This window comes from Streptomyces sp. NPDC014889 (assembly GCF_043081205.1).
In the GTDB taxonomy this organism is placed as follows: domain Bacteria; phylum Actinomycetota; class Actinomycetes; order Streptomycetales; family Streptomycetaceae; genus Streptomyces.
Map to the genome: position 1 here is coordinate 452311 of NZ_JBIBWH010000004.1, position 26448 is coordinate 478758.

The 26448-nt window shown below is 72.6% G+C and carries 25 protein-coding genes; 10 read left to right on the plus strand and 15 right to left on the minus strand.

Features of this window, described 5'->3' with window-relative positions; all coding sequences use genetic code 11:
- Positions 1–56: 56 nt before the first annotated feature.
- Entirely contained in the window at positions 57–734 is a 678-nt protein-coding gene (locus ACF09J_RS10895; RefSeq protein ID WP_392305049.1) for a spermidine synthase, read from the minus strand.
- Between the two features lie 206 nt (positions 735–940).
- On the opposite strand from ACF09J_RS10895, the gene ACF09J_RS10900 reads away from it, so the two are divergent.
- Together ACF09J_RS10900 and lon are read left to right on the plus strand one after the other, a co-directional pair.
- The gene (locus tag ACF09J_RS10900; protein WP_392305050.1) at positions 941–1765 is read left to right on the plus strand and encodes a rhomboid-like protein; all 825 of its coding nucleotides are present in this window, start codon (positions 941–943) and stop codon (positions 1763–1765) included.
- Between the two features lie 89 nt (positions 1766–1854).
- Entirely contained in the window at positions 1855–4278 is a 2424-nt protein-coding gene (lon, locus tag ACF09J_RS10905; protein ID WP_392305051.1) for an endopeptidase La, read from the plus strand.
- 160 nt (positions 4279–4438) lie between these two features.
- On the opposite strand, the gene ACF09J_RS10910 is transcribed toward lon, so the two are convergent.
- Positions 4439–5263: a lysozyme gene (locus ACF09J_RS10910; protein ID WP_392305052.1), complete on the minus strand. Its 825-nt coding sequence runs from the start codon at positions 5261–5263 to the stop codon at positions 4439–4441.
- A gap of 236 nt (positions 5264–5499) precedes the next feature.
- On the opposite strand from ACF09J_RS10910, the gene ACF09J_RS10915 reads away from it, so the two are divergent.
- On the plus strand, positions 5500–5991 hold the full coding sequence (locus ACF09J_RS10915; RefSeq protein ID WP_392305053.1) for a MarR family winged helix-turn-helix transcriptional regulator: 492 nt from the start codon (positions 5500–5502) through the stop codon (positions 5989–5991).
- 21 nt (positions 5992–6012) lie between these two features.
- Here the strand turns inward: ACF09J_RS10915 and ACF09J_RS10920 are convergent, their stop codons facing one another.
- Entirely contained in the window at positions 6013–6801 is a 789-nt protein-coding gene (locus ACF09J_RS10920; RefSeq protein WP_392305054.1) for a protein phosphatase 2C domain-containing protein, read from the minus strand.
- A 459-nt stretch (positions 6802–7260) separates the two neighbouring features.
- Between ACF09J_RS10920 and ACF09J_RS10925 the strand changes: the two genes are divergently transcribed.
- From ACF09J_RS10925 to ACF09J_RS10945, 5 genes are read left to right on the plus strand one after another with little or no spacing between them, the layout of a single operon-like run.
- Positions 7261–10392, plus strand: a complete 3132-nt coding sequence (locus ACF09J_RS10925; RefSeq protein ID WP_392305055.1) for a nitrate- and nitrite sensing domain-containing protein — start codon at positions 7261–7263, stop codon at positions 10390–10392.
- A complete protein-coding gene (locus tag ACF09J_RS10930) occupies positions 10389–10895 on the plus strand; it encodes a roadblock/LC7 domain-containing protein (RefSeq protein ID WP_392305056.1) in 507 nt (168 codons plus the stop codon). The genes ACF09J_RS10925 and ACF09J_RS10930 overlap by 4 nt, the downstream gene beginning before the upstream one ends.
- Entirely contained in the window at positions 10892–11308 is a 417-nt protein-coding gene (locus tag ACF09J_RS10935; RefSeq protein ID WP_392305057.1) for a DUF742 domain-containing protein, read from the plus strand. Before ACF09J_RS10930 ends, ACF09J_RS10935 begins: the two co-directional genes overlap by 4 nt.
- Positions 11289–11927: an ATP/GTP-binding protein gene (locus ACF09J_RS10940; protein ID WP_392305058.1), complete on the plus strand. Its 639-nt coding sequence runs from the start codon at positions 11289–11291 to the stop codon at positions 11925–11927. The genes ACF09J_RS10935 and ACF09J_RS10940 overlap by 20 nt, the downstream gene beginning before the upstream one ends.
- A gap of 58 nt (positions 11928–11985) precedes the next feature.
- Entirely contained in the window at positions 11986–13248 is a 1263-nt protein-coding gene (locus tag ACF09J_RS10945) for a styrene monooxygenase/indole monooxygenase family protein (protein WP_392305059.1), read from the plus strand.
- On the opposite strand, the gene ACF09J_RS10950 is transcribed toward ACF09J_RS10945, so the two are convergent.
- The 4 genes from ACF09J_RS10950 to ACF09J_RS10965 form a co-directional block, all read right to left on the minus strand.
- The gene (locus ACF09J_RS10950; protein WP_392305060.1) at positions 13245–14363 is read right to left on the minus strand and encodes an NlpC/P60 family protein; all 1119 of its coding nucleotides are present in this window, start codon (positions 14361–14363) and stop codon (positions 13245–13247) included. The genes ACF09J_RS10945 and ACF09J_RS10950 overlap by 4 nt on opposite strands.
- Before the next feature lie 106 nt (positions 14364–14469).
- Positions 14470–14778, minus strand: a complete 309-nt coding sequence (locus ACF09J_RS10955; RefSeq protein ID WP_392305061.1) for a hypothetical protein — start codon at positions 14776–14778, stop codon at positions 14470–14472.
- A gap of 10 nt (positions 14779–14788) precedes the next feature.
- Positions 14789–15448 (minus strand): TetR/AcrR family transcriptional regulator, encoded by a 660-nt coding sequence (locus tag ACF09J_RS10960; protein WP_392305062.1) that lies wholly within the window; start codon positions 15446–15448, stop codon positions 14789–14791.
- A gap of 49 nt (positions 15449–15497) precedes the next feature.
- Positions 15498–16436: a diiron oxygenase gene (locus ACF09J_RS10965; protein ID WP_392305063.1), complete on the minus strand. Its 939-nt coding sequence runs from the start codon at positions 16434–16436 to the stop codon at positions 15498–15500.
- Positions 16437–16588: 152 nt separating this feature from the next.
- Here ACF09J_RS10965 and ACF09J_RS10970 point away from each other — a divergent pair, with 152 nt between their 5' ends.
- Entirely contained in the window at positions 16589–17722 is a 1134-nt protein-coding gene (locus ACF09J_RS10970; RefSeq protein ID WP_392305064.1) for a ferritin-like domain-containing protein, read from the plus strand.
- Here the strand turns inward: ACF09J_RS10970 and ACF09J_RS10975 are convergent, their stop codons facing one another.
- The 7 genes from ACF09J_RS10975 to ACF09J_RS11005 form a co-directional block, all read right to left on the minus strand.
- On the minus strand, positions 17723–18223 hold the full coding sequence (locus tag ACF09J_RS10975) for a DUF3291 domain-containing protein (protein WP_392305065.1): 501 nt from the start codon (positions 18221–18223) through the stop codon (positions 17723–17725).
- 44 nt (positions 18224–18267) lie between these two features.
- The gene (locus tag ACF09J_RS10980) at positions 18268–19737 is read right to left on the minus strand and encodes a penicillin-binding transpeptidase domain-containing protein (RefSeq protein WP_392305066.1); all 1470 of its coding nucleotides are present in this window, start codon (positions 19735–19737) and stop codon (positions 18268–18270) included.
- A gap of 19 nt (positions 19738–19756) precedes the next feature.
- A complete protein-coding gene (locus ACF09J_RS10985; protein ID WP_392305067.1) occupies positions 19757–21118 on the minus strand; it encodes an FtsW/RodA/SpoVE family cell cycle protein in 1362 nt (453 codons plus the stop codon).
- Positions 21119–21161: 43 nt separating this feature from the next.
- On the minus strand, positions 21162–21632 hold the full coding sequence (locus tag ACF09J_RS10990) for an SH3 domain-containing protein (protein WP_392305068.1): 471 nt from the start codon (positions 21630–21632) through the stop codon (positions 21162–21164).
- A 181-nt stretch (positions 21633–21813) separates the two neighbouring features.
- Positions 21814–23106: an ATP-binding protein gene (locus ACF09J_RS10995; RefSeq protein ID WP_392305069.1), complete on the minus strand. Its 1293-nt coding sequence runs from the start codon at positions 23104–23106 to the stop codon at positions 21814–21816.
- On the minus strand, positions 23103–23903 hold the full coding sequence (locus ACF09J_RS11000) for a hypothetical protein (protein ID WP_392305070.1): 801 nt from the start codon (positions 23901–23903) through the stop codon (positions 23103–23105). The genes ACF09J_RS10995 and ACF09J_RS11000 overlap by 4 nt, the downstream gene beginning before the upstream one ends.
- 164 nt (positions 23904–24067) lie before the next feature.
- Positions 24068–24574, minus strand: a complete 507-nt coding sequence (locus tag ACF09J_RS11005) for a protein phosphatase (RefSeq protein ID WP_392305071.1) — start codon at positions 24572–24574, stop codon at positions 24068–24070.
- A 100-nt stretch (positions 24575–24674) separates the two neighbouring features.
- Between ACF09J_RS11005 and ACF09J_RS11010 the strand changes: the two genes are divergently transcribed.
- Complete coding sequence (locus ACF09J_RS11010) at positions 24675–25487, plus strand: nuclease-related domain-containing protein (protein WP_392305072.1); 813 nt, start codon at positions 24675–24677, stop codon at positions 25485–25487.
- A gap of 75 nt (positions 25488–25562) precedes the next feature.
- On the opposite strand, the gene ligD is transcribed toward ACF09J_RS11010, so the two are convergent.
- Positions 25563–26444: a non-homologous end-joining DNA ligase gene (ligD, locus tag ACF09J_RS11015; RefSeq protein WP_392305073.1), complete on the minus strand. Its 882-nt coding sequence runs from the start codon at positions 26442–26444 to the stop codon at positions 25563–25565.
- Between the last annotated feature and the right edge of the window lie 4 nt (positions 26445–26448).

A 26448-nucleotide genomic window follows, 5' to 3' on the forward strand; every position in this document is an offset into this window, starting at 1 on the left:
GACGCTTGAATGATCGGCGCCAAGGGAGCAGCGTACGGGGACCGGCCGCACCTTTGCTATCCAGGTCGGACCGCGAGGTGCACGACGTCCGGAACGCCCCGGGCAACGGGGACCTCTTCGGTGCGCACCTGTCGGAATCCGACATTCCGCAAGGTTCCTTCAAATTCCGCAGATGGCTTCGCGGACCACACCGCGAGTACCCCGCCGGGCCTCAACGTCCTTGCGCAGCTTGCCAGTCCGGCCGGTCCGTAGAGCTCATCGTTGTCCTCCGTGACCGTCCAGTCGGGGCCGTTGTCGATGTCCAGGCACAGCGCGTCGAACGTGTCGGATGTCTCATTGACGTAGGCGATCATGTCGCTTTCGACGACCTCGGTGCGCGGGTCGGCCAGCGCGTCCGCGGTCAGCTCGGCGAGGGCGCCGTCGCGGTGCCAGTCGATGATCGCGCGTTCGCGTTCGACAACGGTGATCCGCCCCCAGCGCGGGTCCGCCGCGGCGTGCGCGAGTGAGAAGCCGACACCGAGGCCGCCGATCAGCACGCTCGGTGCCCGCCGCTCGGGCAGCGCGGCGAGCGCCGCGTCGACCAGGAGCCGCTCGGAGCGCCCGTCGGAGGTGTCCATCAGGAAGCAGCCGTTGGCGATGATCTGCAGCAGTGCCCCGTGACGGCGCAGCACGACCTCGCCGTGGGGGCCCTCGCGGCGGTCCAGCACCTCAGGGGCGTCGTAGGAGCCGGTCATGGGGCCATCCTGCCCCAACGGGCCCGTAAGCCCACATGAATTAGGGGTGACACCCGTGTGCGAGCGCGCGTCTTTGGGGCGGTCGGGCTCGCGGGGGTCGTCGGGAACTCAAGAGGTTGCTGAGAATCGTCGCGCGGGTGGCGTCGGTCATGGACAGGGGCGCCCGGGACACGAAGGGTGGGGCGCGACGGAAGGAGCGCCGCACCGTGGAACGGACCGCGACGGCCGGCCCCTCGGGTCCGCCGACACCTTCGGACCCGCCTCAGCCTCCGCCTCCGGTGGAGGAGGCGCGGCAGGCGCCGGACGGGATGCCGCAGCAGCGGGCGGGCGACGCCCTCGCGGCGGGCACGGCGGCCGTGGGTGCGGAGCCGTCCCGCTCGGCGCGGGCCGCCGCGGGTCTGCGGGGTGCGTGTGCGCGTCCGTGGCGGCTGCTGCCCAGCCCCGCGGACACCCCCTTCACCTTCGGGTACGCGGCCCTGCTCGCGGTCACCTCGCTCGTCGCCCGGTACGCCGATCCCGCGGTGGTGGACGCCCTGCACCAGAGCTCCAGCACGGACGTCGCCCATCTGGTGCGGGCGCCCCTGCTGGTGCTGCCGGCCAGCGCGCTGTGGGTCGCGGGCGGCGTCGTGTCGGCGTACTCCCTGTGCTTCCTGCTGGTGCTCACCGCGCTGGAACGCCGGATAGGGGGACTGCGTACCGCCGGTGTGTTCCTGTTCGGGCACGTGCTGGCCACCCTCGCCACCGAGGTGCCTGTCGGGCTCGCGGTGCTCGCGGGCCGCCTGCCGGACAGCTCGGCGCACCGCCTCGACTACGGCATCAGCTTCGGCGTCGCGGCCTGCGTCGGCGCCCTGGCCGGCCTGCTCACGCCCTGGCTGCGCTGGCCCCTGCTCGTCGTGTTCGTGGGCATGCCGGCCCAGGACCTGGCGGAATTCGCCGACCCGATGACGAGTTGGGGCCATCTGATCGCGGTGGGGCTCGGCGTGGCGACCTGGCCGGTGATACGCCGCCGGCGGCGAGCGCGTGACGACTGATCGCTCAGAGCGAACAGATGTCGGGGAACAATCGACCCGCCCCGTGCATTGAGTCGGCATAACTCAACTTGACTGCCGAAGGGGAGATCATGGCTGCTGAGTCCACCGCGTTCACACCGCTCACCCTGCCCGTGCTGCCGCTCGACGACGAGGTCGTGCTGCCCGGGATGGTGGTTCCGCTGGATCTGAGCGACGCCGAGGTACGGGCGGCGGTGGAGGCCGCGCAGGCCGCCGCGCGGGACGAGCCGGGCAAGCCCAGGGTGCTGCTGGTGCCGCGGATCGAGGGAACGTACGCCAGGACCGGTGTGCTGGGCACGGTCGAGCAGGTGGGCCGGCTGGCCGACGGCGACCCGGGCGCGCTCATCCGCGGGCGCGGCCGGGTGCGGATCGGCGCCGGGACCACCGGGCCGGGCGCCGCGCTCTGGGTCGAGGGGACCCGCATCGAGGAGAACGTGCCCGAGCCGGTGCCCGGTCACGTCGCCGAGCTGGTGAAGGAGTACAAGGCACTCGCCACCGCCTGGCTGCGCAGGCGCGGCGCCTGGCAGGTCGTCGACCGCGTGCAGGCCATCGACGGCGTCTCCGCGCTCGCCGACAACTCCGGCTACTCGCCCTTCCTGACCACCGAGCAGAAGGTCGAGCTGCTGGAGACCGCCGACCCGGTGGCCCGCCTCAAGCTCGCCACGCAGCATCTGCGCGACCACCTCGCCGAGCAGGACGTGGCCGAGTCCATCGCCAAGGACGTCCAGGAGGGCGTCGACAAGCAGCAGCGCGAGTTCCTGCTGCGCCGCCAGCTGGAGGCCGTCCGCAAGGAACTGCGCGAACTGAACGGCGAGAGCGACGGCGAGGAGTCCGACGACTACCGCGCCCGCGTGGAGGCCGCCGACCTGCCCGAGAAGGTGCGGGAGGCCGCGCTCAAGGAGGTCGACAAGCTGGAGCGCGCCTCCGACGCCTCGCCGGAGGGCTCCTGGATCCGCACCTGGCTCGACACGGTCCTCGACATGCCGTGGAACGAGCGCACCGAGGATGCCTACGACATCCAGGGCGCCAAGGCCGTCCTGGACGCCGAGCACGCGGGCCTGGAGGACGTGAAGGAGCGGATCACCGAGTACCTGGCGGTGCGCAAGCGGCGCGGCGACCGGGGACTCGGCGTGATCGGCGGGCGGCGCGGCGGTGCCGTGCTCGCGCTCGTCGGGCCGCCCGGGGTGGGCAAGACCAGCCTCGGCGAGTCCGTCGCGCACGCCATGGGCCGCAAGTTCGTGCGCGTCGCCCTGGGCGGCGTCCGGGACGAGGCCGAGATCCGCGGCCACCGGCGTACGTACGTGGGCGCGCTGCCCGGGCGGATCGTGCGGGCCGTCAAGGAGGCCGGGTCGATGAACCCGGTGGTCCTGCTGGACGAGATCGACAAGGTGGGCTCCGACTTCCGCGGCGACCCGGCCGCGGCGTTGCTCGAAGTGCTGGACCCGGCCCAGAACCACACCTTCCGGGACCACTACCTGGAGGTGGAGCTGGACCTGTCCGACGTCGTCTTCCTGGCCACGGCCAACGTCCTGGAGGCGATCCCGGAGGCGCTGGCCGACCGGATGGAGATCGTGCGCCTGGACGGCTACACCGAGGACGAGAAGGTCGTCATCGCCCGCGACCACCTGCTTCCGCGCCAGCTCGAACGGGCCGGCCTGCGCCAGGACGAGGTGACGATCGAGGAGGGCGCGCTGCGCAGGCTCGCCGGCGAGTACACGCGCGAGGCGGGCGTACGGACCCTGGAGCGGTCCATCGCCCGGCTGCTGCGCAAGGTCGCGGCACAGCACGAACTGGGCGAGCGGGAACTGCCGTTCACCGTCACCGACGGTGAGCTGCGTGGGCTGATCGGCCGTCCGCACCACGTTCCGGAGTCCGCGCAGGACCCGGCCGAGCGGCGCACGTCCGTGCCGGGTGTGGCGACGGGCCTCGCGGTCACCGGGGCCGGGGGCGACGTCCTCTTCGTCGAGGCGTCCCTCGCGGACCCGGAGACGGGCGCGGCCGGGCTGACCCTGACCGGTCAGCTGGGCGACGTGATGAAGGAGTCCGCGCAGATCGCGCTGAGCTTCCTGCGCAGCCACGGCGCCGAGCTGGAGCTGCCCGTGGGCGATCTGAAGGACCGGGGTGTGCACATCCACTTCCCGGCGGGCGCGGTGCCGAAGGACGGCCCGAGCGCGGGCATCACGATGACGACCGCGCTCGCCTCGCTCCTGTCGGGCCGCCTGGTCCGCACGGACGTGGCGATGACCGGCGAGGTCTCGCTGACGGGCCGTGTCCTGCCCATCGGCGGCGTCAAGCAGAAGCTGCTCGCCGCCCATCGCGCGGGTGTCACGACGGTGGTCATCCCCAAGCGCAACGAGCCCGACCTGGACGACGTCCCGGCGGAGGTCCTGGACAAGCTCGACGTCCACACCGTCACGGACGTCCGCCAGGTCCTGGACCTGGCCCTCGCCCCGGCGACGAGCGACGCCTCACCGGAGATCCCGGCCGCCGCGTGATCCGGCCGAGCCGAGCCCGGCCGAACCCCCGCGCCAGGAGCCGCGGTGGTTCGGCCGGTTGTTCCCGGGGTGCGCTCGGTGTGGGCCGCCGCGCTTGTGCCGGGCGGGCCCCGGGTCCCGGCCGGGGGCGACCCCCTGCCCTCTGCCGGGAGTTCGCGTGCTACCCGTTGGCCAGTGCCTGGACCCGGTCAAGGGCGCCGTTGAACTTGTCGTGGTCGCCGACCGTCGGGCCGGACGAGGTGTACTGCCACATGGTGTAGTAGCCCCAGCCGGCCGGCAGAGTGCCCGGGTCGGCGGCGTAACGAGCTATCCACAGCGGGTTGTTGGCGGCGAAACCGCCGTAGTTGCCGGTGCAGTCGGTCCACCAGCTGGTGGCCGTGTAGATGACGGCGTCCCGGCCCGTGCGGGCCTTGTAGGTGTTCAGGAAGTCGGCGATCCAGCTCACCATCGCGCTCGCCGTCTTGCCGTAGCAGGCGGCCCCGTACGGGTTCCACTCGATGTCGAGGGTGCCCGGCAGGGTCCTGCCGTCGCGGGACCAGCCGCCGCCGTGGTCGACGAAGTAGTTGGCCTGGGCGGCGCCGCTGGTGGTGTCCGGGGTGGCGAAGTGGTACGCGCCGCGGATCATGCCCACGTTGTACGAGCCGTTGTACTGCTGGGCGAAGGAGGGGTTCGTGTAGTACGTCCCCTCGGTGGCCTTCGAGTAGGCCCACTTGACGCCGCTGCTCCAGAGCGTGGACCAGGCGACGTTGCCCTGGTAGCTCGCCACGTCGACGCCCTCGGTCTGGGCGGCCGCGGCGTTCCCGCCGGCCGGCGTGCCGCCCCGGCCGTCGTGCGGCACGACGCCCATGCCCATGTAGGCGGAGCCGCGCGCGGGCGCGGTGGCGGCGGCCGAGGGGAGGGTGAGGAGGAGGGAGAAAGCGGCGAGCAGGACTCCCGCGGCGGTGAGCCGCCGCACGCGGGCCGTTCCGGATCTGTGCACGGACATGACGTGCCTCCGAAGCTCGGTGGTGCTCGGTGGGGGGATGCGGGACATGTACCGGTCACGGACATGTCCCGTGCCGGCAATGGCCCGGCAAAGAAGCTACGCACGTAGACCGGAGCCTGGGAAGGGGTCCCGGAGTCTGCCGATGGTCTAAGCCTGCGAAATACTGACGGAGCTGCGGTGATGGCGCCGACTGGCGGAAACTTTCAGGAACGGGAAACCTTCAGGCAGGGGCTGACGTGCACGAAGACGCAAACAGCGGCGGACGTGGGACCGCGTCCGACGCGTCCCCGAGCGGTGCGGACCGGGAGTTCCTGTCCCTCGAACGCGAACTGACGGTGCTGCTGCGGCGGGCCCGGGCCAACCAGGGCGAGATGGCCCGCGAGGTCCACCCGCACCTCGAACCCGCCGCCTACGGGCTGCTGGTCCGGCTGGAGGAGTGCGGCCGTCAGCGCGCCACGGAGCTCGCCGGGTACATCGGCGTCGGCAAGGCGACCATGTCACGCCAGTTGCACGCCCTGGAGGAACTCGGCCTCGTCGCCCGGGAGCCGGACCCCGCCGACGGACGGGCCTGGCTGGTGGCCCTCACCGACGACGGCCGCCGCCGGGTCGGCCAGGTGCGCGAGGCCCGCCGTGCCCGCTACGTCAGCCAGCTCGCCCACTGGGACCGTCGCGAGGTCGCCGAACTGGCCCGTCTGCTGCACGAGTTGAACCAGGTCACGGAGAAGTAGCCGGCCCGGGCGCCCGGGGGCTCACGGCTCCACGAACACCACCGTCGCGTCGTCGTGCGTCTTGCTGCGCCGCAGATACGTCCGCTCCTCCTTGTCGGCCGTCTCCAGGGCCCGCACCCGGCCCACCAGAGCGCCCGCGCCTTCCTCGCGTACGAGACCGAGGCACCGTTCCCAGTCGCCCGCGTGGAACTTCTCCACCCATCGCGCCGCTCCGTCCGTCAGCGCGGCGAGCGCGCGGACCTCGACGCGCGGCACGCTGCCCGTCACGGCGCGGGCGGCGACCGCGGGGTCCGCCGCCGCGGTGAAGAAGCCGCCCTCCTTGTTGCGCACGACGGCGTCGATGAGCGCGTCCGTGGCGAGCGACGCCCGGGGCAGGCGGGCCAGCCGGTCGTCCAGGACCGGGGTGACCGAGCCGTCGGGGGACTCCAGCAGCAGGACCGAGTCGGAGAGCACCAGGTAGTCGACCGCCTCCGCCGACCAGCGGGCCAGAACGACGGTTGCCTGAGGCGTACGCGGGTGAGAAAGGTCACAGGTCGGAGCGTGTGACTCGGAGGTACGGAGGATCGCTCGCGAAAGAATCTCCGGCAGCGTCAGATCTCGGCAGGAAACCGTCAGTTCGGTCAGCGCGCCGCCCAACCGGGCGGTGAACCACGAGACCGAATGCGAACACCCCGTCCCGGTCCGCGGCGGTGTCACCCCGTCCAGGACGACGAGGCAACCGCCCTGTCCAGAAGCGGGTAGTCCGACACTCGCGAAGTCCTCGTTGGGGCAGTCGGGACGGCCGGGCTCCGAAACAACCTCAGTGCGCATCCGGCCAGTCTGCACGAGCCCTTCACAAGCCTTGCGAAAGGGTGGCAACCATCCGGGAATCGACGAGGCGACGCAGGTCAGCCGCCTGTTTTGGGTGCAATTGGATCACTCTGGGAACGCGTGGCGGCGAATATTGCCAAAGCCCGCCGCAGACGTCCAACCGGCCCACCGATCCGTGCCCGCGCACACGCCGGAGGAACTTGCCCGCCAACTACCCTCCGAGGTTCACTCCTTCGGGTGGCCGGTCGGACGATGCAGGACCACTGCCCACCGGCACTGGGAGGGTCGGGAACCGACGCAGGTCCCCCCTGCTCGAGCCGAGTCGAGAGCGTGGGGAGGGTGTACGCACCTGTCCGCGCCAGCTGACGGGGCACCACCCGGGCCCATGAGTACACGAGTACAGGAATGCGAGCACCGGTGCAGAAGAAGCGGCCTCGGCGCGCAGGCAAGCAGACGGCCATGGCAGGAGACCCGGCGCGGACGCCCGGCACGCCCCCCGTCACCCCCGTCGGCAAGGGCCGTCCCACGCATGTACGCAACCGTCTGATCGCCGCCGTCGCCGTCGTGGCGGCCGCGGTGGCCGGTGCGGGCGCGCCCTCCCTCATAGCCGCCTCCGGGCAGGTGAACGACTCCCAGAACCTGGTGACGCTCGCCGGACAGACCCAGGACGCGCTCGCCCTCGCCCACTCGCTGGCCGACGAGCGCGACGAGGTCACCTCCTACGTCGCCGCCGGCCGCCCCGGGTCCAAGGCGCCCTCCGAGCAGCGCAGCACCCGCGTGGACCGCCAGGTCGACGAGCTGCGCGCCGACCCCGACATGCCCGCGTGGCTGCACAAGGACCTCGACGGCATCGCCGCCGTGCGGCGCTCCGCGCTCACGGGCAAGAGCACCGCCCTCGAGGTCCACCAGGCCTACTCGGCCGCCATCACCGAGCTGCACAAGCTCACCGAGCGGCTGGCCGAGCGGATGCCCGCGCGGGCCGGCTCCGGCGCCCACGCGCTCGCCGAGCTCGACATCGCCGTCCAGCAGGCCGCCGCCACCCGCGGACTGCTGCTCGCGGCGCTGAACGTGCCGCACACCACGCAGACCGTCTACGACCCCCTCACCGGCCTGCCCACGCAGACCGCCACCTCCTCGGAGGCCGACACCAAGCAGCGCGACGCCCTGAGCGCCGCCGCCCAGCAGGCCCGGCTGCGCTCGGACGCCGCCCTCGCCGGCTTCCGCGACACCGCGCCCGGGGACGCCCTCGCGGCGTACGACTCCACGGTGAGCGGGGCCGAGGTCGACACCGCGGACAAGTACCTCGCCTCGCTGACCCGGCAGCCGACGCTCTCCGGCGGCGACCTGACCGCCAGCGTCAACAAGGCCGACGCCGCGCTCAGCGCCCGCGTCGACCTGATGCGCGGCGCCGAGTCCTCCCTGTACGACCACCGCACCAAGGACCTGGCGCAGCTCCGCGACGACGACGTCACCGCGCTGGAGATCCGGGTCGCCCTGCTCGGCGCCCTGCTGCTGGTCACCATCGGCATCGCCACCGGGCTCGCCCGCACCATGACCCGGCCGCTCGCGGTACTGCGTCTGGGCTCGGCGCGGCTGGCCGGCGCGCAGGACCCGGCCGCCGAGGAACCGGTCAAGTTCAACGGCCGCAACGACGAGTTCGCGCAGGTCGTCCGCTCCGTCAACACCCTGCACGCACAGGCCGTGACGCTCGCCGAGCGGATCACCACGCTGGAGGCCGACCGCAAGCACCTGGTCGGCCAGCGCCAGAAGATGGCCGACGCCCGTGAGGAGCTGCGCGCCGAACTCGCCGACTCGGCCGCTCAGTTGGAGCGGATGCGCAGCGGCATAGGCGGCAGCTTCGTCAATCTCGCGCTGCGCACGCTGGGCCTGGTCGAACGGCAACTCACGGTCATCGAGGGCCTGGAGGACCGGGAGCAGGACCCCGACCGCCTGTCCACCCTCTTCAAGCTCGACCACTTCGCCACGGTCATGCGCCGGCACAGCGAGAACCTCCTCGTGCTGGCCGGCTCCGAGCACGTCCAGCAGCACGCCGGGCCGGTCCCGCTGGTCGACGTCGTACGCGCCGCGGTCAGCGAGATCGAGCGCTACGAGCGCGTCCGCATCGCCGCGCTGCCGCCGCACGCGCATGTGGCGGGCTTCGCGGCGGACGACCTGTCCCACCTGCTCGCCGAACTCCTGGAGAACGCCGCCTCGTTCTCCCCGCCCGACCAGCCCGTCGAGGTCTCCGGCTGGCTCCTGGAGAACGGCGAGGTCATGCTCTCCGTCCAGGACGAGGGCATCGGCGTGCCCGAGGAGCGACTGGGCCATCTCAACGCCCGCCTCACCGAGTTCAACCCCAAGTCCGCCTACGACGAGGAGGGCGACCAGGGACTGGGCCTCGGCCTGTACGTCGTGGCCCGCCTCGCCCACCGGCACGGTGTGCGCGTGCAGTTGCGCGAGCAGAAGCAGGGCGGCATCGCGGCCGTCGTGGTCGTCCCCAAGTCAGTGCTGACGGAGGCCCCCGCCTCCGCCGTCGCGGACTCCGCCCCGGTTCCGGGAGAGGCCCCCGCGGTCTCCCTGCCCGGCGCCGACGCCGAGGCCAACTCCAACGTCCTGCCCACCCGCACCGAGGGCGCCGACCCCCTGGTCGCACTGGCCGAGAAGGCGGTACGCGAGGCGGAGTCGGCGAACGGGGACCGGCCCACCGAGACCTCACCCAACGAGAAGCCGACCGCCGCGGGACTGACTGCCGAGGGCCCGGCCACCGGACGTCCCGCCACCGAGGAACCGGCGGCCGAGGAACCGGCGACCGAGGGCCCGGCCGCTGGAGGACGGGCCACCGGAGGACCGGCGACCGAGAGCCAGGCCGCCGGAGAACCGGCCGACGAGGCAGCGGCAACCGGAGGACCGGCCTTCGGAGGACTGACCACCGAGGGCCCGGCCGCCGGAGAACCGGCCACCGGAGGACGAACCTCCGAGAGATCGGCCCCCGAGGGATCGGACGCTGGAGGTCCGGTCGCCGACGAGGGACGGGCCGCCGGCGGACCGGCGGACCAAGGCCCCACGGGCGAGCACCCCGTGCCGCTGTCCGAGACGACGATGGAGCTCCTGCTTCCGTCGCCCGCGGGTGAGCCGGACCCGGCCCGCCCGCACCCCACGCCCGCCGACATTGAGCGGGCCCCGCAGGCGCCGTCCGCACCCGGCCGGGAAACCCCCGCGGCCGGGAGCGAACCGGCCGAGGACGGGACCGGGCACACGGCCCCGCTCGCACGGGAGACCCGTGCCGAGGCCGCCCGCACCACACTGCCCCCGCAGCAGAACAACCCCGCCGGCGGCGAAGCCGAGGCGGAACACCAACGGACCCCCGACGCGTCGGAGGACGAGGTCACCGCCAAGGGTCTGCCCAAACGCACCCCGAGGATCTCCGCCCCCGCCCCGGCCCCGCGCCAGCGCAACGCTTCCGTGGACGCCGAGGCACTCCGCCGTCGCCTGGGCGGCTTCCACCGGGGAGCGCAGGAGGGCTACCGCGAGGCGGAGGCGGAGATCGCCGATCAGAACACGGGGGGCACAGTCGAGGAGGCAAGCAGTTGACCGCGCCCAGTACCTTCGGACTGAGCAGTGAGGCCCGCAACCTGCACTGGCTGCTGACGAACCTCGTCGAGGAGGTCCCCGGCATCGAGTCGGTGGCCGTCGTCTCATCCGACGGCCTCCTGCTCCTCTCCTCGGACCCCGACCGCAACAGCGAGGTCCGCCAGACCCCCGGGACGCGCACCGGCCCGCGCGGCTCCGCAGCCGACCTCGCCACCATCGTCTCCGGCATCGGCAGCCTCACGCTCGGCGCCGCCAAGCTGATGGACTCCGGCACGGTCAAGCACACGATGGTCGCGATGGACGAGGGCAGCCTGTTCGTCATGTCGATCAGCGACGGATCGCTGCTCGGCGTGCACGGCGCCGCGGACTGCGACATGAGCGTCGTGGCGTACCACATGGCGCTGTTCGTGGGCCGCGCCGGACACGTCCTGACGCCGGAACTCCGCAGCGAGCTGCGCAAGTCCCTGGAAACCGACGGGAGTACCGAAGGGGCGGGCCGATGAGCGGCAGCAGGTCCAAACGGCATCTCCCGGTCCGCGGCGGTGACCGCAAGGCCTCCCGCGTCCGCCCCTACTCGCTCACCGGTGGCCGTACCAGCTTCGGCCACGTGCTCCAGGTGGAGACGTTCGTGGCCGCGCTGGAGGCCCCGGAGGAGCGCAAGGAGCTGACCAACGGCTCGCTCGCCCACCCGGGCATGCCCGAGGTGCGGGCCATCGTCGAACTGTGCCGCCGGATGCGGACGGTGGCGGAGATCGCCGCGCTGCTGAAGATGCCGCTCGGAGTGGTCCGCGTGCTGCTGAGCGACCTCGCGGACCAGGGAAAGATCCGTGTGTACGGAACCGGAACCGGCCATGGCACGGGCCGGCCGGACCGCGTGCTGCTGGAAAGGGTGCTGAGTGGACTCCGCCGTCTCTGACGCCGCCGTGGGCGTCCCCCCGCTCGTCGAGCCCGACGAGGCGTTGCAGCCCTGGCAGACGGACCGCACCCGCGCCCCCGTCGCCACGAAGATCGTGGTGGCCGGCGGCTTCGGCGTCGGCAAGACCACGCTGGTCACCGCCGTCTCGGAGATCACGCCCCTGCAGACCGAGGCGCTGATGACCGAGGCGAGCGAGGGGACCGACGACCTCACCGAGACGCCGGACAAGGTGACCACCACGGTCGCCATGGACTACGGCCGGATCACGCTCGACGACGACCTCGTGCTCTACGTGTTCGGCACGCCGGGCCAGCAGCGGTTCTGGTTCATGTGGGACGACCTGGTGCGCGGCGCGATCGGCGCCGTGGTCCTGGCCGACACCCGCCGCCTGAAGGACTGCTTCCCGGCGCTCGACTACTTCGAGAGCTGCGGGCTGCCGTACATCGTCGCTGTCAACCACTTCGAGGACAGCGAGCAGTTCGACCCGGAGGACGTGCGGGAGGCGCTGGCCATACCCGCGCACATACCTGTCATGATCATGGACGCGCGGCGGCGGATCTCGGCCATCGAGACCCTGCTGGCCCTCGTGGCCCACGCACTCGAGGAGACGCCCGAGTAGTACCCGCTCCCCGAGCAGTCCAGCGAGCAGTCCCGAAGTCGTAGGAGGCAGCACCCGTATGCGGAAGATACTCGTCGTGGGGGCCGGGCAGTCCGGTCTCCAACTGGCCCTCGGACTCCAGTCGCACGGGTACGAGGTCACCCTGATGTCCAACCGGACCGCGGACGAGATCCGCACCGGCAGGGTCATGTCGACGCAGTGCATGTTCCATACGGCCCTCCAGCACGAGCGGGACCTGAAGCTGAACTTCTGGGAGTCCGAGGCCCCGGACATCGAGGGCCTCGGCGTCTCGGTCGCCGCCCCCGGCTCCTTCGACCCCGGCCCCTCCCAGCGGGCGATCGACTGGGTGGGCAGGCTCGACGGGTACGCCCAGTCGGTCGACCAGCGGGTGAAGATGGCCGGCTGGATGGAGACGTTCGCCCAGCGCGGCGGCCGGCTCGTCATCCACGGCGTCGCGGTCGGCGACCTGGACTACTTCTCCCGCACGTACGACCTCGTCCTCGTCTCGGCGGGCAAGGGCGAGCTGGTGAAGATGTTCGAGCGGGACGCCTCCCGCTCCCCGTACAGCGAGCCGCAGCGCGCGCTGGCGGTGGCGTACGTGCACGGCCTCGGCCCGCGCCCGGAGCACCCGGAGTTCGACGCGGTCCGCTGCAACCTGGTACCCGGCGTCGGCGAGATGTTCATCATGCCCACGCTCACCCTGTCCGGCCGCGCCGACATCCTGTTCTGGGAGGGCATACCCGGCGGCCCGCTCGACGCCTTCCGCGGGATCAAGGACCCGTCCGAGCACCTGGCCCTGACGCTGGACCTGATGAAGACGTTCCTGCCCTGGGAGTACGCCCGGACCGCCGGCGTCGAGCTCACGGACGCGGGCGGCACGCTCGCCGGCCGTTACGCCCCGACCGTGCGCAAGCCGGTCGGCCGGCTGCCCGGCGGCGGGCTGGTGCTCGGCGTCGCCGACGTCGTCGTCGCCAACGACCCGATCACCGGCCAGGGGTCCAACTCGGCCTCCAAGTGCGCGGCCGCGTACCTGGCATCCATCCTCGAACACGGCGACAAGCCGTTCGACGAGACGTGGATGGAGCAGACGTTCGACCGCTACTGGGCCACCGCCCAGCACGTCACCAAGTGGACCAACGCCATGCTGGCCCCGCCGCCGGAGCACGTCCTGAACCTCCTCGGTGCGGCCGGACAGCTCCAGCCGGTCGCCGACCGCTTCGTGAACTGCTTCGACGACCCGGCCGACCTGGAGAACTTCTTCTTCGACCCGGACAAGGCCCGGACCTACCTCACCGAGGTCTCCGAGGCGTCCGCCGCCTAGAGATTCGCATGCGGCCCGGCCAGGGCGCGCCGGGGGATCTCCGGCGGTGTGTACCGCCGCAGGGGCTCCCCGTCCGGATCGGGCCGTACGGCGCCCAGCACCGGGTTGGACGCGACCGGTGAGACCTTCACCCTCGTGCCGGGCCGCGGGGCCTGCACCACCATCCCGTCGCCGAGGTAGAGGGCGACATGCGTGGCCTCGGGGAAGTAGACGACCAGGTCACCGGGCCTGAGCTCGCGCAGCCGGATGTGTTTCAGCCGCGCCCACTGCTCCTGGCTGGTGCGCGGGATGGGCGTTCCGGCGTGCTCCCAGGCCCGCGAGGTCAGCCCCGAGCAGTCGTACGCCCGCGGCCCCGTGGCGCCCCACTGGTACGGCTTGCCGAGCTGGCGCACGGCGTAGCGCACGGCCTCGTCGCCCTCCCGTGACGGTCTGCGGAAGCCGCTGAGCACCCCGGAGGCCAGGAGTGAGCGCTGCGCCGCGGTGATCCCGTCCGTCTCGGTCCGGGCGAGCGCCGTCACCTGTTCGGCGCTGAGCGAGGCCAGCAGTTTCTCCACGTCGTGCAGCCGTGCCCGGACGTCGTCCCGGGCCTGCTGCTGCCGCCGGGCGAGCGCGGCCCGGGTGTCGAGTGTTCTACGGGCCTTGCCGGCGAGGTCGGCGGCCCTCTTCTCGTTGGTGGTGAGCCGCCTCACCGTCTCCGCCCGCTCCCGCGCGAGCTGCCCGAGCAGATGCCCCTCCGCCAGCGCCTGCTGCGGGTCGGGCGCCAGCAGCAGCCGCAGGTACGGGGAGAGTGCGGTGCTGCTGCCCTGGTACTGCTGGAGGGCCAGCCGTGCCGCCTGCGCGCGGCTGTCGCGCAGGGCGCGCCGGGCGGCGCCGAGATCGGCGTCGAGGCGGTCGGCCTCGGCGCGCTGCCGTTTCAGCCGCTCGGCCGTGGCGTTGTAGGACTCGGTGGCCTGCTCGGCCTGCCGGTACAGCTTCTGAAGATCAGTCAGCAGCTCGGACACGGACCGCTGGGCGGGCTCCTGCGGCCCGGGCGCGGCCACGGCGGCCACCGGTACGAGGGCGGCCTGCGCGGCCATCGCCGCCGTACACACCAGACGCGGCACTCTTCCTGACACGTCATCACCTCCCGTGCAGCGAAGCGGTGTTTCCGCTCCACACGGTGAGGATTCGACGTATGAACCGACATTCTGTGCCGTTGGTGCGCCGTACGGCGCAAGGACGTCACCCGCCGGTGGTGTCCGGCTTGCCCGCGCCCCGGGACTCCGGCTTCGACCACGGCCATCTGAGCCGGCCGCCCGCCCCTCTCTCACCTTCGGAGGCGAACTCGTACTTCCAGCCCTTGGGCAGTCCCAGGCGCTTGCTGTGCCCGCGCGGCACCCGCCGGTAGACGAGCACGGTCGGCGGGCCGCCGGCGGCGTCCGGCACCGGGATGCGGTAGGTCTTCGGCGGGTTTCCGGTGGGCCCCACCAGCACGGGCAGCACCCGCCCGTCCATCGGGCCGCCCTCGAAGGGGGTGTCTTCGCTCTTCACGCCACCAGTGTCAGCCATCCGCCTGCGCCAGGGCGCGCCCCACCAGCTCGGCGGTCTGCGCGTCCCTGGCGGCGGTCACGGTCAGCACGGCCGTGAACTGCTCGACCAGCCAGTCCCGCAGCTCGTCGGCGGGCGGCTGCTTGTCCTCGTCCAGCCAGATCAGGGAGGCGGCCTCCACGGCCGTGATCCACATCCGCACGGTCATGCGCAGCCGGGGGCCGGGGTCCGTGACCTCCAGATGGCTCAGGATCCGCTCGGCGGCGGCCCGCCGCACACCGTCCACGATGGCCGTCGTCCGGGAGGTCTCCACCACGCTGCCGCCCTGGAGCAGCGCGGTGAACCCGGCGTCGTGCTGGTCGACGAAGGCCAGGTAGCGGTCCAGGGCGCGGGCGAGGCGGGGCAGCAGCGGGCCCTCCTGCGGCTCGTCGAAGCAGTACCGCAGCTCGTCGGCGGCGGACCGCAGAGCGGCCTCGTAGAGCTGCTGCTTGCCACCCGGGAAGTACCGGTACACCAGCGGGCGCGACACCCCCGCCGCCTCCGCCACATCGTCCAGCGAGACCTCCTCGGGCGCCCGGTGGGCGAAGAGCGACAGGGCCGCGTCGAGCAACTGGGCCCGCCGCTCCTCGACGCTGAGGCGACGGTACGCGGGGCTGGACGCGGCAGGGCTCATGACCAGCAGCGTAATCGCCCGCCCCGGCCCCCACCCGGGCCCGCGTCCTTCAGGGCAGGAGGCCCGAGGCCCGCCAGAGGCGGCGGCCTGCTCCGCGCAGGACGCCGATGTCGTCCAGGAAGTCCGTCAGGCGCCTCGCGCCCGTCTGCATGACCTCCCGCCGGTGGCCGCTCGCCTTGACCTGGGCCATCGCCTCCCGCTTGTCGAGGCCCACGTTCGTGTACACCTCGGGGTTGACGAAGGCGATCGAGAAGACCCGGGCGAACTCGCCCGAGGTGATCCGGGTGAACTCCTGCGACCACCTCGGCGCCGTCACCATCTGCCGGCGCAACTCCTCGCGCGCGTAGCGGACATGGCGCGCCTCCTCCACGACGTGGATGCGCGTGACGCCCCGGATCAGCGGCTGCACCCGCTCGTCCGGGAACGTCAGCCGCTGCATCCAGTCAAGGACCTCCTCACCCAGCAGGGTCGCGGTGAAGGACCCGGGGGTCGTGGAGATCGTCTTGAAGAGCCGGCCGAGGTTCTGGTGCGCCCGGCTCACCGGGTACCAGGGCGTGTCGCCGCGCGCTATCAGGCGGGCGAACATCTTCGAGTGCCGGCACTCGTCCTCGATCTCGGTCAGCGCGTACCGCACATGCGCGCTCGTGGCGGCCTTGTCGTAGACGTGCCGCACGAGCAACTGCATCAGGATCAGCTCGAACCAGATGCCGAGCGAGGCGAGCGCCGCGGCCTCGTGCCGGGAGAGCAGGATCCGCTGCTCCTCGCCCATCCGCTTCCACAGCGGCGTGCCGTACAGCGACACCAGCTCCGGCGGCCAGAACCACTTGCCCTCCTCGAAGGGCGCGTCCCAGTCCAGCTCCTTGTCCGGGTCGAAGGAGTGCTTGGCGGAAGAGGCGAGCAGCCGCTCGGCCACCTGCTCCCGGTCCTTGAGCAGGCCGAGCGCGTCGCGCAGGCCTGCGAGCGCGCCGTCTTCCGTCACGGTCGTCATGGCTGTCCCACCTCGTCGTACGGGATGTGGCTGGGTCGGCCGGTTACCCGGCGGTCAGGTTCCCTTTCCCTTATGAGACTGCCTGTCAGCAAGCCCGTCAATCCCTCGCGCACGACTTGTTGACTCGGCGTCTACATGTGAACCTGCGGAGTATGCCGACCTACGACCTGTACGCCAGGGACCCCGGGGACTCGCACTGGCAGGTCCCCGCGACCGGCGCGGCCCGCTTCTCCTGGGAGGCCATGTTCGTGGGCCAGGAGGGCGGCTCCGGCCGCGACCGCCTCCTCGCCCTGTACCAGAAGGGCAAGGACAAGCAGTGGGACGGGCAGAAGCGGATCGACTGGGACCTGGAGGTGGACCCGTACGACCCGCTCGGCACCCCCGAGGAGGCGATGACGCTCTACGGCACACCCCACTGGGCGAAGATGACCGACCGGGACAAGGGCGAACTGCGCCGGCACTTCGCGTCCTGGCAGTTCAGCCAGTTCCTGCACGGCGAGCAGGGCGCGATGGTCTGCGCCGCCCGGATCGTGGAGTCCGTCCCCGACCTGGACGCCAAGTTCTACTCCGCCACCCAGACCATGGACGAGGCCCGGCACGCCGAGATCTACGGCCGGTTCCTGCACGAGAAGATCGGGATGCTCTACCCGATCAACGACAACCTCCAGTCCCTCCTCGGCGACACCCTCCGCGACAGCCGCTGGGACATGCCGTACCTGGGCATGCAGGTGCTGATCGAGGGCCTCGCCCTGGCGGCCTTCGGCATGATCCGCGACACCACGAACAAGCCCCTGCCCAAGCAGATCCTCGCCTACGTCATGCAGGACGAGGCCCGGCACGTGGCCTTCGGCCGCATGGCCCTGCGTGACTACTACCGGCAGCTCACCGACGCCGAACTGCGCGAACGCGAGGAATTCGTCATCGAGGGCTGCTACTTGATGCGCGACCGCCTGCGCGGGGTGGAGGTCCTGGAGAACTTCGGGATTCCCAGGGCGGAGGCCGACGAACTCAGCGAGCGCTCCGAATTCCTCCAGCTCTTCCGCCAGTTGCTCTTCAGCCGCATCGTCCCCTGCGTCAAGGACATCGGCCTGTGGGGCAAACGCCTCCAGCAGGCCTACGTCGACATGGGCGTCTTCGAGATGGGCGACTCCAACCTGGACCAGCTCATGGCCCAGGACGAGGAGATCGCCGAGAAGCTGGACGCGGAACGCTTCGCGGTCGAGGAGCGGGAGCGGGTCGCGGAGGTGGAGGAGGCGATCGAGGAGGGCCGGCGCCACACCGGCTGATCACCCGGCCGGTTCCTCGGCCCCGCCGGTCACCGGCACCGCCCGCCGGGGCGGGAACGTCGCCCGCAGGGTGAACGCGTACTCGGTCGGACCGTGTTCACGGAGGTGGAGGAGCCGTTCCTCCGCCTCCGCCACCGTGGGACGGTGACCCGCCGGAACCCACCACAGCGCGGTGACCGCCTCCGTGGGCCGCTCGAAGAACTCCCGGCGGCGGGCGAGCATCTCCCGGTGCATGCCCCGGTACATGTAGGCCGTCAGGGCCTTCGCGTCCCGCCACACGGACATGTTGACGATCAGCCAGGCGTCTCCGAAAACCGCCACGTCCGTCGCGTTGCCGGAGTCGCTCTTCAGCCGCCAGACGAAACCGTCCGCGGTGTCCGCGTCGGCGTTCACCGGGTCGAGCGCGTCCACGAAGTCCTTCAACCGCGGTGAGTCGAGAGGGGCGTTGAGGCCTGCGATGTTGACCTGGGCGAGTTCGTGCACCGATGCCGGAATCGTCATGCCCGAACGGTAGGACCGCCCCGGCCGCTCCCGGCACCCCCGTCTCACCGAGCGGGCGGCGCGTGCAGCACCATCTCCATCACCGACTTGGCGATCGGCGCCGCCGTACCGCCGCCGCTGATGTCGCCCCGCCGCGCGGGCGCGTCCTCCACCACCACGGCGACCGCGACCCTCGGCGCCATGTCGTCGTCGTTCTGCGCCCAGGAGACGAACCAGGCGTACGGCGTGCCGGCGTTGCCCAGGCCGTGCTGGGCGGTGCCGGTCTTGCCGCCGACCGTGGCCCCCGGGATCGCCGCGTTCCCGCCGGTGCCCTCGGCGACCACGTCGGCCATCAGCTCGCGCAGCCGCGCCGCGGTCGTCGGACGCATCACCTGCCGCGCGGGCCGGGAGCCGGCCGCGGAGACCGTGCCGCCGTTCCTGCGGGTGGTCCGCTCCACGAGGTACGGCGTGCGCACCTGCCCGCCGTTCGCGACCGCCGCCGCCACCACCGCCATCTGCAGCGGAGTGGCCCGCGTGTTGTACTGCCCGATCGACGACAGCGCGAGCTGTGCCTGGTCCACACGGGTGTCGAAGGTGCTCGGCGAGACCGAGAAGGGAATTTTCACCCCTTTGTCGTTGAAGCCGAAGCCCTCCGCCGCGGCCCGCATCCGCCGCACCCCCACGTCCACGCCCAGCTTCGCGAACACCGTGTTGCACGACCACTCGAAGGCGTGCCGCAGGGAGGCGTTCCGGCAGTCGTCGGCCTCGTTGTACAGCCAGGTCGTCGTGCCCGGCAGCCGGTACGGGTCGGGGGACTCGGTCGGCTCGTCCAGATCCCGCACCACGCCCGCGTCCAGCGCCGCCGCCGCGGTGACCACCTTGAACGTCGAACCCGGCGGATACGTCTGCCGCACCGCCCGGTTCAGCATCGGCTGCTCCGGGTCCTCGTTCAGCCGCGCCCACACCGCCGACACCCCGGACCCGTTGCCGGACAGCAGCGAGGGGTCGTACGAGGGCGTGGACACCAGCGCCAGGATCCGTCCCGACGCCGGCTCGATCGCCGCGACCGCCCCCTTGCGACCGCCCAGCCCCTCGAACGCGGCCCGCTGGGCGGCCGGATCGATCGTCGTCACCACGTTGCCGCCCGGGCTCTGCCCGCCCGCGAACCCCCGCCACTGCCCGAACCCCGCGAGCATCGGATCGGAGCCCGACAGCACCCCGTCCTCGGAGTGCTCCAGGAACGTCGTCCCGTACAACTGCGAGGCGAAGCCGGTCACCGGCGCGTACAACGGTCCGTCCGTGTAGGTCCGTTCGAAGCGCAGTTGCTCCCGGGTGTCCTTGGAACCGGTGACCGGCCGGCCGCCGACCAGGATCTCGCCGCGCGGCTGCTGGTAACGGGCGATGGCGGGGCGGCGGTTGGCCGGATTGCCGCCGTACGTCGGGCCCTGGAGCACCTGCAGCCAGGCGATGTTCACCAGGAGGGCCACCAGCAGCAGCACGCAGAAGGCCGCGGCGTGCCGGATGCACCGGGTCAACGGGCCGCCTCCTCACGGGTCATGGGGCCACCGTCCCGTCGTACTCCTGGCGCGCCACATGGCTCACCCGGATCAGCAGCGCCACGATCGTCCAGTTGGTCACGACCGACGAGCCGCCCTGCGCCAGGAACGGCATCGCGAGACCGGTCAGCGGGATCAGCCCGGTCACCCCGCCCGCGATCACGAAGACCTGGAGCGCCACGAGCGAGGCGAGCCCGATCGCCAGCAGCCGGCCGAACGGGTCTCGCAGGGCGAGGCCGGCCCGGTAGCCGCGCTCCACGAGCAGCGCGTACAGCAGGAACACCGCGGACAGCCCGGCCAGACCCAGTTCCTCCCCGGCGGTGGCCAGGATGAAGTCCGACTTGACCGCGAAGCCGACGAGGGTCGAGTGGCCGAGGCCGAGCCCGGTGCCGGTCACGCCGCCCGCCGCGAAGGAGAACAGCGACTGGGCCACCTGGCCGGGTCCCTCACCTGCCTCGATGGACGCGAACGGGTGCAGCCACTCCCCGAACCGGCCGCGCACGTGCGGCTCCAGCCGGCCGACGGCGACCGCACCGGCCGCCGCGAGGAGCAGCCCGACCGCGATCCAGCCGGTGCGGCCGGTGGCCACGTAGAGCATGACGACGAACAGCCCGAAGAACAGGAGCGAGGTGCCGAGGTCGCGTTCCAGGACCAGGACGACGACGCTCAGCAGCCAGATCGTCACCACCGGCCCCAGCACCCGTCCGGTGGGCAGTTGCAGCCGCCACACCTGGCGGCCGCTGTACGCCAGCGCGCCGCGGTTGGCGGCCAGGTACGCGGCGAAGAACACCGCGAGCAGGACCTTCGCGAACTCGCCCGGCTGGATGGAGAACCCGCCCAGCCGGATCCAGATCCGGGCGCCGTTGACGGCGGGGAAGAGGATGGGCAGCGTGAGCAGGACCAGGGTGGTGGCGACACAGAGGTAGGCGTAGCGCTGGAGCCACCGGTGGTCGCGCAGCACCAGCACCACCAGGATGAACAGCCCCACGCCCAGCGTGGACCACACCAGTTGGGCGGGCGCGGCCTCGCCACCCGGTGTCTCCAGGTCGAGCCGGTAGATCAGCACCAGCCCAAGGCCGTTGAGCAGGACGGCGATGGGCAGCAGCAGCGGGTCGGCGTACGGCGCGCCCAGGCGCACCGCGATGTGCGCGACCAGTGCGAGCGCGCCGAGCCCGGCGCCGTAGCCGGCGGCGCCGGGCGGGACGGTGCCGTTCCTCGCCAGGCCGACGGCGCAGTAGCCGCACACCGGCAGCAGGACGGCGAGGACGATGAGGGAGAGTTCGACACCGCGGCGCCGGGGGAGGCGGACGGCGGGCGCGGACGGGGCGGCCGCGGCCACGGGGATTCCGGCCTGGGTCATGTCCGGAACCTACCCAAAAGGCATGGCCTGTCCGTCCTGCGGATCAGCACCAGCGTGGCGTGGGCCCGGTGGTGGCGATGTAGCGAGCCGAGCCCCATGCCCAGACGCCGTCCGACAGGAGGTACCACACGCGGGTGCCGTCGACCGGCCGGCCCAGCGTCCTGCAGTAGATCCACACGCGCTGCCCGGGCCGGGCCACCCGCAGCACCCGGCTGTCGCGGTCGGGGCGGGTGCGCAGGACGAGCCCGCCGCGGGCCGTGACGACGCCGCGGGTGAAGCGCGGGTGGGTGTGGCCAGGGCTGACGCTGTTCTGCCGGGTCGGGCCGTGCGCGGGTGTGGTGCTGTGCTCGGACGTCGTGCCGTGGGCTGATGTTGTGGTGCTGTGCCGGAGGGGCGCTGCCTGGTGACCGCTCCGGCCGTCGTCGGCGACGGCGGGTGCCGTGGCGGCCGCGGAGAGGAGTGCGCCGGTGGCGGCCGCCACGGCCAGTCGGATGAAGGGGGAGCGCAGGGACATGGAGTACCTCCACCTGAGGTGGCGAAGCCCATCGAGGCCGGGCAGAACTGACTAACCGCCACATTAGGAGCGTCGCATCCCGGAGGCCCGTCACAGTGGACCATCGGGGGGCCGCCGCCTGAGGGGGCGTCACCCTGGTGCGGCCGGGGGCCGCCCGGGACGGGTCGTCCAGGAGGGGGTGTCAGCCGGACGGGGTGTCACTCGGAGGTGGCGGTTCCTGAGGGAGGGTCAGGGTCGCCACCGCCCCGCCGTCCGGCGCGTTGGCGAACTCCAGCCGGGCGCCCAGCACCTCCGCCTGGCCCAGGGCGATCGTCAACCCGAGCCCGTGCCCGGTCGCACCGCCCTCCGTGCGGAAGCGCTGCGGCCCGTGCGTCACGAGGTACTCCGGATAGCCGTCGCCGTGGTCCCGCACGCTGACCACCGGACCGTCCACCGTCAGCACCACCGGCGGCCGGCCGTGGCTGTGCGCGTTGGCCACGAGGTTGCCCAGCACCCGCTCCAGCCGCCGCCGGTCGGTCTCCACGTACACATCCCGTACGACCCTGACCTCCGTGTCCGTCCCGGACCCGGCCCCCGCCGCCCCCGACGCGCGCACCGCCCGCTCGGCCACCGAGCTCAGGTGCCCGGCGTCCAGGGCCGGGCGTTCCCGCCCGGTGTCCAGCCGGGAGATCTCCAGCAGGTCCTCGGTGAGCGTGCGCAGCGCGGCCACCCGGTCGCGCACCAGTTCGGTGGGGCGGCCCGGCGGCAGCAGCTCGGCCGCCGCGTGCAGCCCGGTCAGCGGGGTGCGCAGCTCGTGCGCCACGTCCGCGGTGAACCGCTGCTCGGCCAGCAGCTTGCCCTGGAGCGACGCCGCCATCGAGTCCAGCGCCGCGGCGACCGCGGCCACCTCGTCGTGCGGGCGCGACGCGTCCCGCGCCAGCGGATCGTGCACGCGCGCGTCCAGGTCGCCCGCGCTGATCCGGCGGGCCACGCGCGCGGTGGCGTGCAGGCGCCGGGACACCCGGGTCACCGCGAACGCGCCGACCAGCAGCGTCGCCCCGATCGCCGGCAACGACGACCACAGGATGGACTTGTCGAGCGCGTCGATGGTGCGGGCCTGCTGCGAGTAGTCCACCGCCACGGCCAGCGTCCGCCCCCGGTCGGCGGGCCCGGCCGCCCACATGGTGGGCCGCCCGTCGTGCACGTCGACCATCGTGCCGCGCTGTCCGCCCGCCGCCAGGCGCCGCAGCCCCTCCGGCAGCCCCTCCGGGTCGACGCCTGCGCCCGGCAGCAGCGTGTCGCCGGACTCGAACGCGGTCGTGGCGTCCTTCAGCCGGGACAGGGCCAGGGCGCGTGCCTGGCCCACGGTCTGGTCGGTCACCGAGACGTGCACGAGAACGCCGAGCAGCGCGGCGAGCGCGCAGCACATCACCGTGATGAAGGCCGCGGCCTTCACCGCGAGCGTCCCGGCCCACCGAGGAAGCGCGACTCTCATCGCACGCTCGCGGAGGAGGAGGGAGCTGACGAGGCGGCGGTGAGGGAGGAGGGGGAGGGGGAGGGATCGCGGGTGGGCGGCGCCGGGGACGCGGCGAGGGGCGCGTGTGTACGCGCGTGCGTGGGCCGGTGCCGGCCGGTGCTCAGGAACTCGTCGCGCGAGAACACCATCGCCCGCTGTTCCGGGTCCCAGGACCACGTGGTGCGGTACTCGTACCCGGCGATCCCGGCCGGCGAGCGTATGATCACGGCCCGCCCGGCCAGCTCCACGCCGATCACCGCGTCGTCGTTGGCGAACACCTGCACCAGCCGGTGCCCCTCGAACGTGTAGACGCGCACCGCGGTCAGGTTGGTCGGGTACAGCCGGAAGCCCAGCGCCATGTCGTCGTGCCCGTCGCCGGTGAGGTCCCGGTAGTACGGCCGCATGACGGGACACCGCGACGGATCCTGCTGCGCGCCGCACTCCGCCAGCCGGACGGAAGTGTCGCGGTACGGCGCCTTCGTGCTCGTGTAGGCGTCCGGGTGCGCGGCCACCTCGGCCCGTACGACGGCCACCGGGTCGACCGCGTGGATGTCGTCGCCGGGAGCGCTGACGCCCTTGACCGTCTCGATCTGTATCTCGTCGTAGGGCCAGGCGGGGCTGGCCGCCGGGCGCAGCGAGGGCCACAGCCGGGCCGGGCTGACCGCGGTCGGCGTGGGTCCCGCGCCGCGCAGCCCGCCCGCGTCGCCGCAGGCAGCCGTCGTCGCCGTCAGGAGGGTGGCCAGGGCGGTGGCCAGGGCGGGGCGTCTGCGGTACACGTTTCTCCGGTGGCTGGAGGAGAGCGGGAGGAGAGGGAGCGGCGCGGGTGACAGCCGCGTACACCTTATTCGTTTCGTATGGAAGTCCCTTTTGCTCACCGGCTTTCGTTTCCGGCGTACGCGCCCCCGGGGAAACGGATTGCCCGGGGGCCGGGGCGAGACGGTTACTCGGCCAGCTCCTCCAGCAGCCGTGCCGTCGGCAGGCCGGTCCGCAGATAGTCGACGAACAGCTCGTTGTGCAGGGCCCAGGGGGAGCGGCGGGTGCGGATCAGCCGGATCGCCTCGTCGGCGGAGCGTCCCTGCCGGACCAGCGCGTGCGCGACCACCAACCCCGAGCGGTTGTAACCGGAGTAGCAGCGCACGAGGACCCGGCGGTCCTGGTCCAGGGCGTCACAGGCGGCCCGGGCCAGCCGTATCACCCCCGCGAGCTGCGTTCCGTCCAGCGGTCCGTCGGGTATCGGCCACACATGGTGCTCGACACCCGGGTCGGGTCCGTGCCCCGGCAGCCTGAGCAGGGTCTGCACAAGATCGAACTCATCGCGCACGACGGCGAGTTCCAGCCGCCCGGAGTGCGTCCTGAACTCGTGCCCGCCCATCCACAGGCCGGGCACGATCTCGCTCCACGGGCTGTCCGGAGCCGGTACGTCGGGCTGCTTCCTGCGGGTCCGCAACGGCGCCTCCCCACTCCCCTGCCAACCGCTCCTCAAAGGTAGCCGGGTTCTTGCCCCGGGAGCACCCCGCCTGTTCCCATGGTCGTGGGGGTGATGGTGCATGAGCGGACACCGCGGACTGCGCGTCATACCGAGCCGGCGCCACGGACAGGAACGGTTCTACGTCTGCCGGCCCGACGGCAGGAACATCGCCTGGTACGACCGCGAGGCCGCCCGGGTCAACCTCCTCAGCGAGGGCGAGCAGGAGGACGTGCTCCAGGTCCTGGGCCCCTTCCTCACCGGCCCGGTCGCGGTGGGCCCGCCCCCGCTGCCCACCCCCGCCGAACTCGCCCGCCTGAGCCTGCACCCGGACGACGACCTCGCCCCCAACCGCCCCGGCGAGGCCCTGCTGATCGCCCTCGACCGGGAGCCTGCCCCCGCGCACCGCCTCCGCCCGGACCCGCGCCGCCGCGCCCTGACCGCCGAGCAGACGGTGGGCGATGCCCTGGACCACCTCGACGGCGCCGGCTGGCACGCCCTCCACTCCGTACCGCTGCCCGGTGGCGACCGCATCCACCACCTGGTCATCGGCCCCGGGGGCCTCTTCGCCGTCCACGCCCTGTACGCCCGCAAGCAGCGGGTCCGCATCGACGACCCGATGGTCGCCCTCGGCCGCCACGATCCCGTGCCCCTCCTGCGCGACCTCCGCGGCCGGGCCGACCGGGCCTCCTACGCCCTGACGGCCGAGGTGCGCCCCGTCCTGGTCCTGACGGACCCGGCCGGCCTCCTCGTCGCCGCGCCGCCCAGGGGCGTGCGCGTGCTCGAACTCGCCGGCCTCGGGGACCTGACCCGTCCGGGGGGTCAGCTCAAACCGGCGGACGTGGAAGCACTCCACGCGATGGCGAGGGACCGCAGGACGTGGGAGCGGGTGTGACGGGTCCGGCCGGGCCGCGGGGCCGACCGGGCCGAGGTGTCGGTCGGGTCCGGCCGGGCGGCGACGTCTCCGCGCTCAGGGCAGGGCGGCCGCGCCACCGGGGTCCAGCAGTGGCGCCAGCAGGTCGCCGAGGTCCCGCAGCCGGGGCACGATGTCCTGCGCCCGGAACTCCAGCCGCCCCGGCGCCCGGCACTCCGCCACCTCGTCCCAGGTGACCGGCGTGGAGACCGTCGGCTCCGGGCGCGCCCGCAGCGTGTAGGGGGCGGCCGTGGTCTTCCGCGCCGCGTTCTGACTCCAGTCGACGAACACCTTCCCCGGGCGCAGACTCCGCGTCATCCGGTGCAGCACCAGATCGGGCATGGCCCGCTCCGCCTCCACGGCCAGTCCCTTCGCGTACTCGGACGTCCGCGCGCTCGACGCCCCCCGCACCGCGGCCAGCAGATGCAGCCCCTTCGAGCCGGACGTCTTGGCGTACGCCTCGATCCCGTCCCCGGCCAGCCGTTCCCGCAGCCACAACGCCACCCGGCAGCAGTCCACCACGTTCGCCGGCGCCCCCGGATCCAGGTCGAACACCAGCCGGTCGGCGTCCTCGGGCGCTTCGGCCGACCACTGCGGGGTGTGGAACTCGGTCACCAGGTTGGCCGCCCACATCAGACTCGGCAGATCCTGCACCAGCACCATCCGCGCCGCCCCCGTCGACCTCGGCACCTCGGCCGTCGTCACCCACTCGGGCGTACCCGGCGGCACGTTCTTGGCGAAGAAGACCTGCCCGTCCGGCCCGTCCGGGTAGCGCAGGAAGGACACCGGCCGGTCCCGCAGATGAGGCAGCAGCGCCTCGGCGGTCGTCGCGTAGTAGTGCAGCACCTCGCCCTTGGTGAACCCGCTCGCGGGATACAGCACCTTGTCCAGGTTGCTGAGCGCGAGCCGTCGCCCCTCCACCTCCGTGATCGGCGCCATACGA

What these genes read in the sequence shown, in the direction of transcription:
- ACF09J_RS10895 (WP_392305049.1), bottom strand. Translation starts at nt 734, where the DNA reads ATGACCGGCTCCTACGACGCCCCTGAGGTGCTGGACCGCCGCGAGGGC.
- ACF09J_RS10920 (WP_392305054.1), bottom strand. Translation starts at nt 6,801, where the DNA reads ATGCGCACTGAGGTTGTTTCGGAGCCCGGCCGTCCCGACTGCCCCAAC.
- ACF09J_RS10965 (WP_392305063.1), bottom strand. Translation starts at nt 16,436, where the DNA reads ATGACGACCGTGACGGAAGACGGCGCGCTCGCAGGCCTGCGCGACGCG.
- ACF09J_RS10975 (WP_392305065.1), bottom strand. Translation starts at nt 18,223, where the DNA reads ATGACGATTCCGGCATCGGTGCACGAACTCGCCCAGGTCAACATCGCA.
- ACF09J_RS10925 (WP_392305055.1), top strand. Translation starts at nt 7,261, where the DNA reads ATGGCAGGAGACCCGGCGCGGACGCCCGGCACGCCCCCCGTCACCCCC.
- ACF09J_RS10945 (WP_392305059.1), top strand. Translation starts at nt 11,986, where the DNA reads ATGCGGAAGATACTCGTCGTGGGGGCCGGGCAGTCCGGTCTCCAACTG.
- lon (WP_392305051.1), top strand. Translation starts at nt 1,855, where the DNA reads ATGGCTGCTGAGTCCACCGCGTTCACACCGCTCACCCTGCCCGTGCTG.
- ACF09J_RS10995 (WP_392305069.1), bottom strand. Translation starts at nt 23,106, where the DNA reads ATGAGAGTCGCGCTTCCTCGGTGGGCCGGGACGCTCGCGGTGAAGGCC.
- ligD (WP_392305073.1), bottom strand. Translation starts at nt 26,444, where the DNA reads ATGGCGCCGATCACGGAGGTGGAGGGGCGACGGCTCGCGCTCAGCAAC.
- ACF09J_RS10970 (WP_392305064.1), top strand. Translation starts at nt 16,589, where the DNA reads ATGCCGACCTACGACCTGTACGCCAGGGACCCCGGGGACTCGCACTGG.
- ACF09J_RS10935 (WP_392305057.1), top strand. Translation starts at nt 10,892, where the DNA reads ATGAGCGGCAGCAGGTCCAAACGGCATCTCCCGGTCCGCGGCGGTGAC.
- ACF09J_RS11010 (WP_392305072.1), top strand. Translation starts at nt 24,675, where the DNA reads ATGAGCGGACACCGCGGACTGCGCGTCATACCGAGCCGGCGCCACGGA.
- ACF09J_RS10985 (WP_392305067.1), bottom strand. Translation starts at nt 21,118, where the DNA reads ATGACCCAGGCCGGAATCCCCGTGGCCGCGGCCGCCCCGTCCGCGCCC.
- ACF09J_RS10910 (WP_392305052.1), bottom strand. Translation starts at nt 5,263, where the DNA reads ATGTCCGTGCACAGATCCGGAACGGCCCGCGTGCGGCGGCTCACCGCC.
- ACF09J_RS10960 (WP_392305062.1), bottom strand. Translation starts at nt 15,448, where the DNA reads ATGAGCCCTGCCGCGTCCAGCCCCGCGTACCGTCGCCTCAGCGTCGAG.
- ACF09J_RS10990 (WP_392305068.1), bottom strand. Translation starts at nt 21,632, where the DNA reads ATGTCCCTGCGCTCCCCCTTCATCCGACTGGCCGTGGCGGCCGCCACC.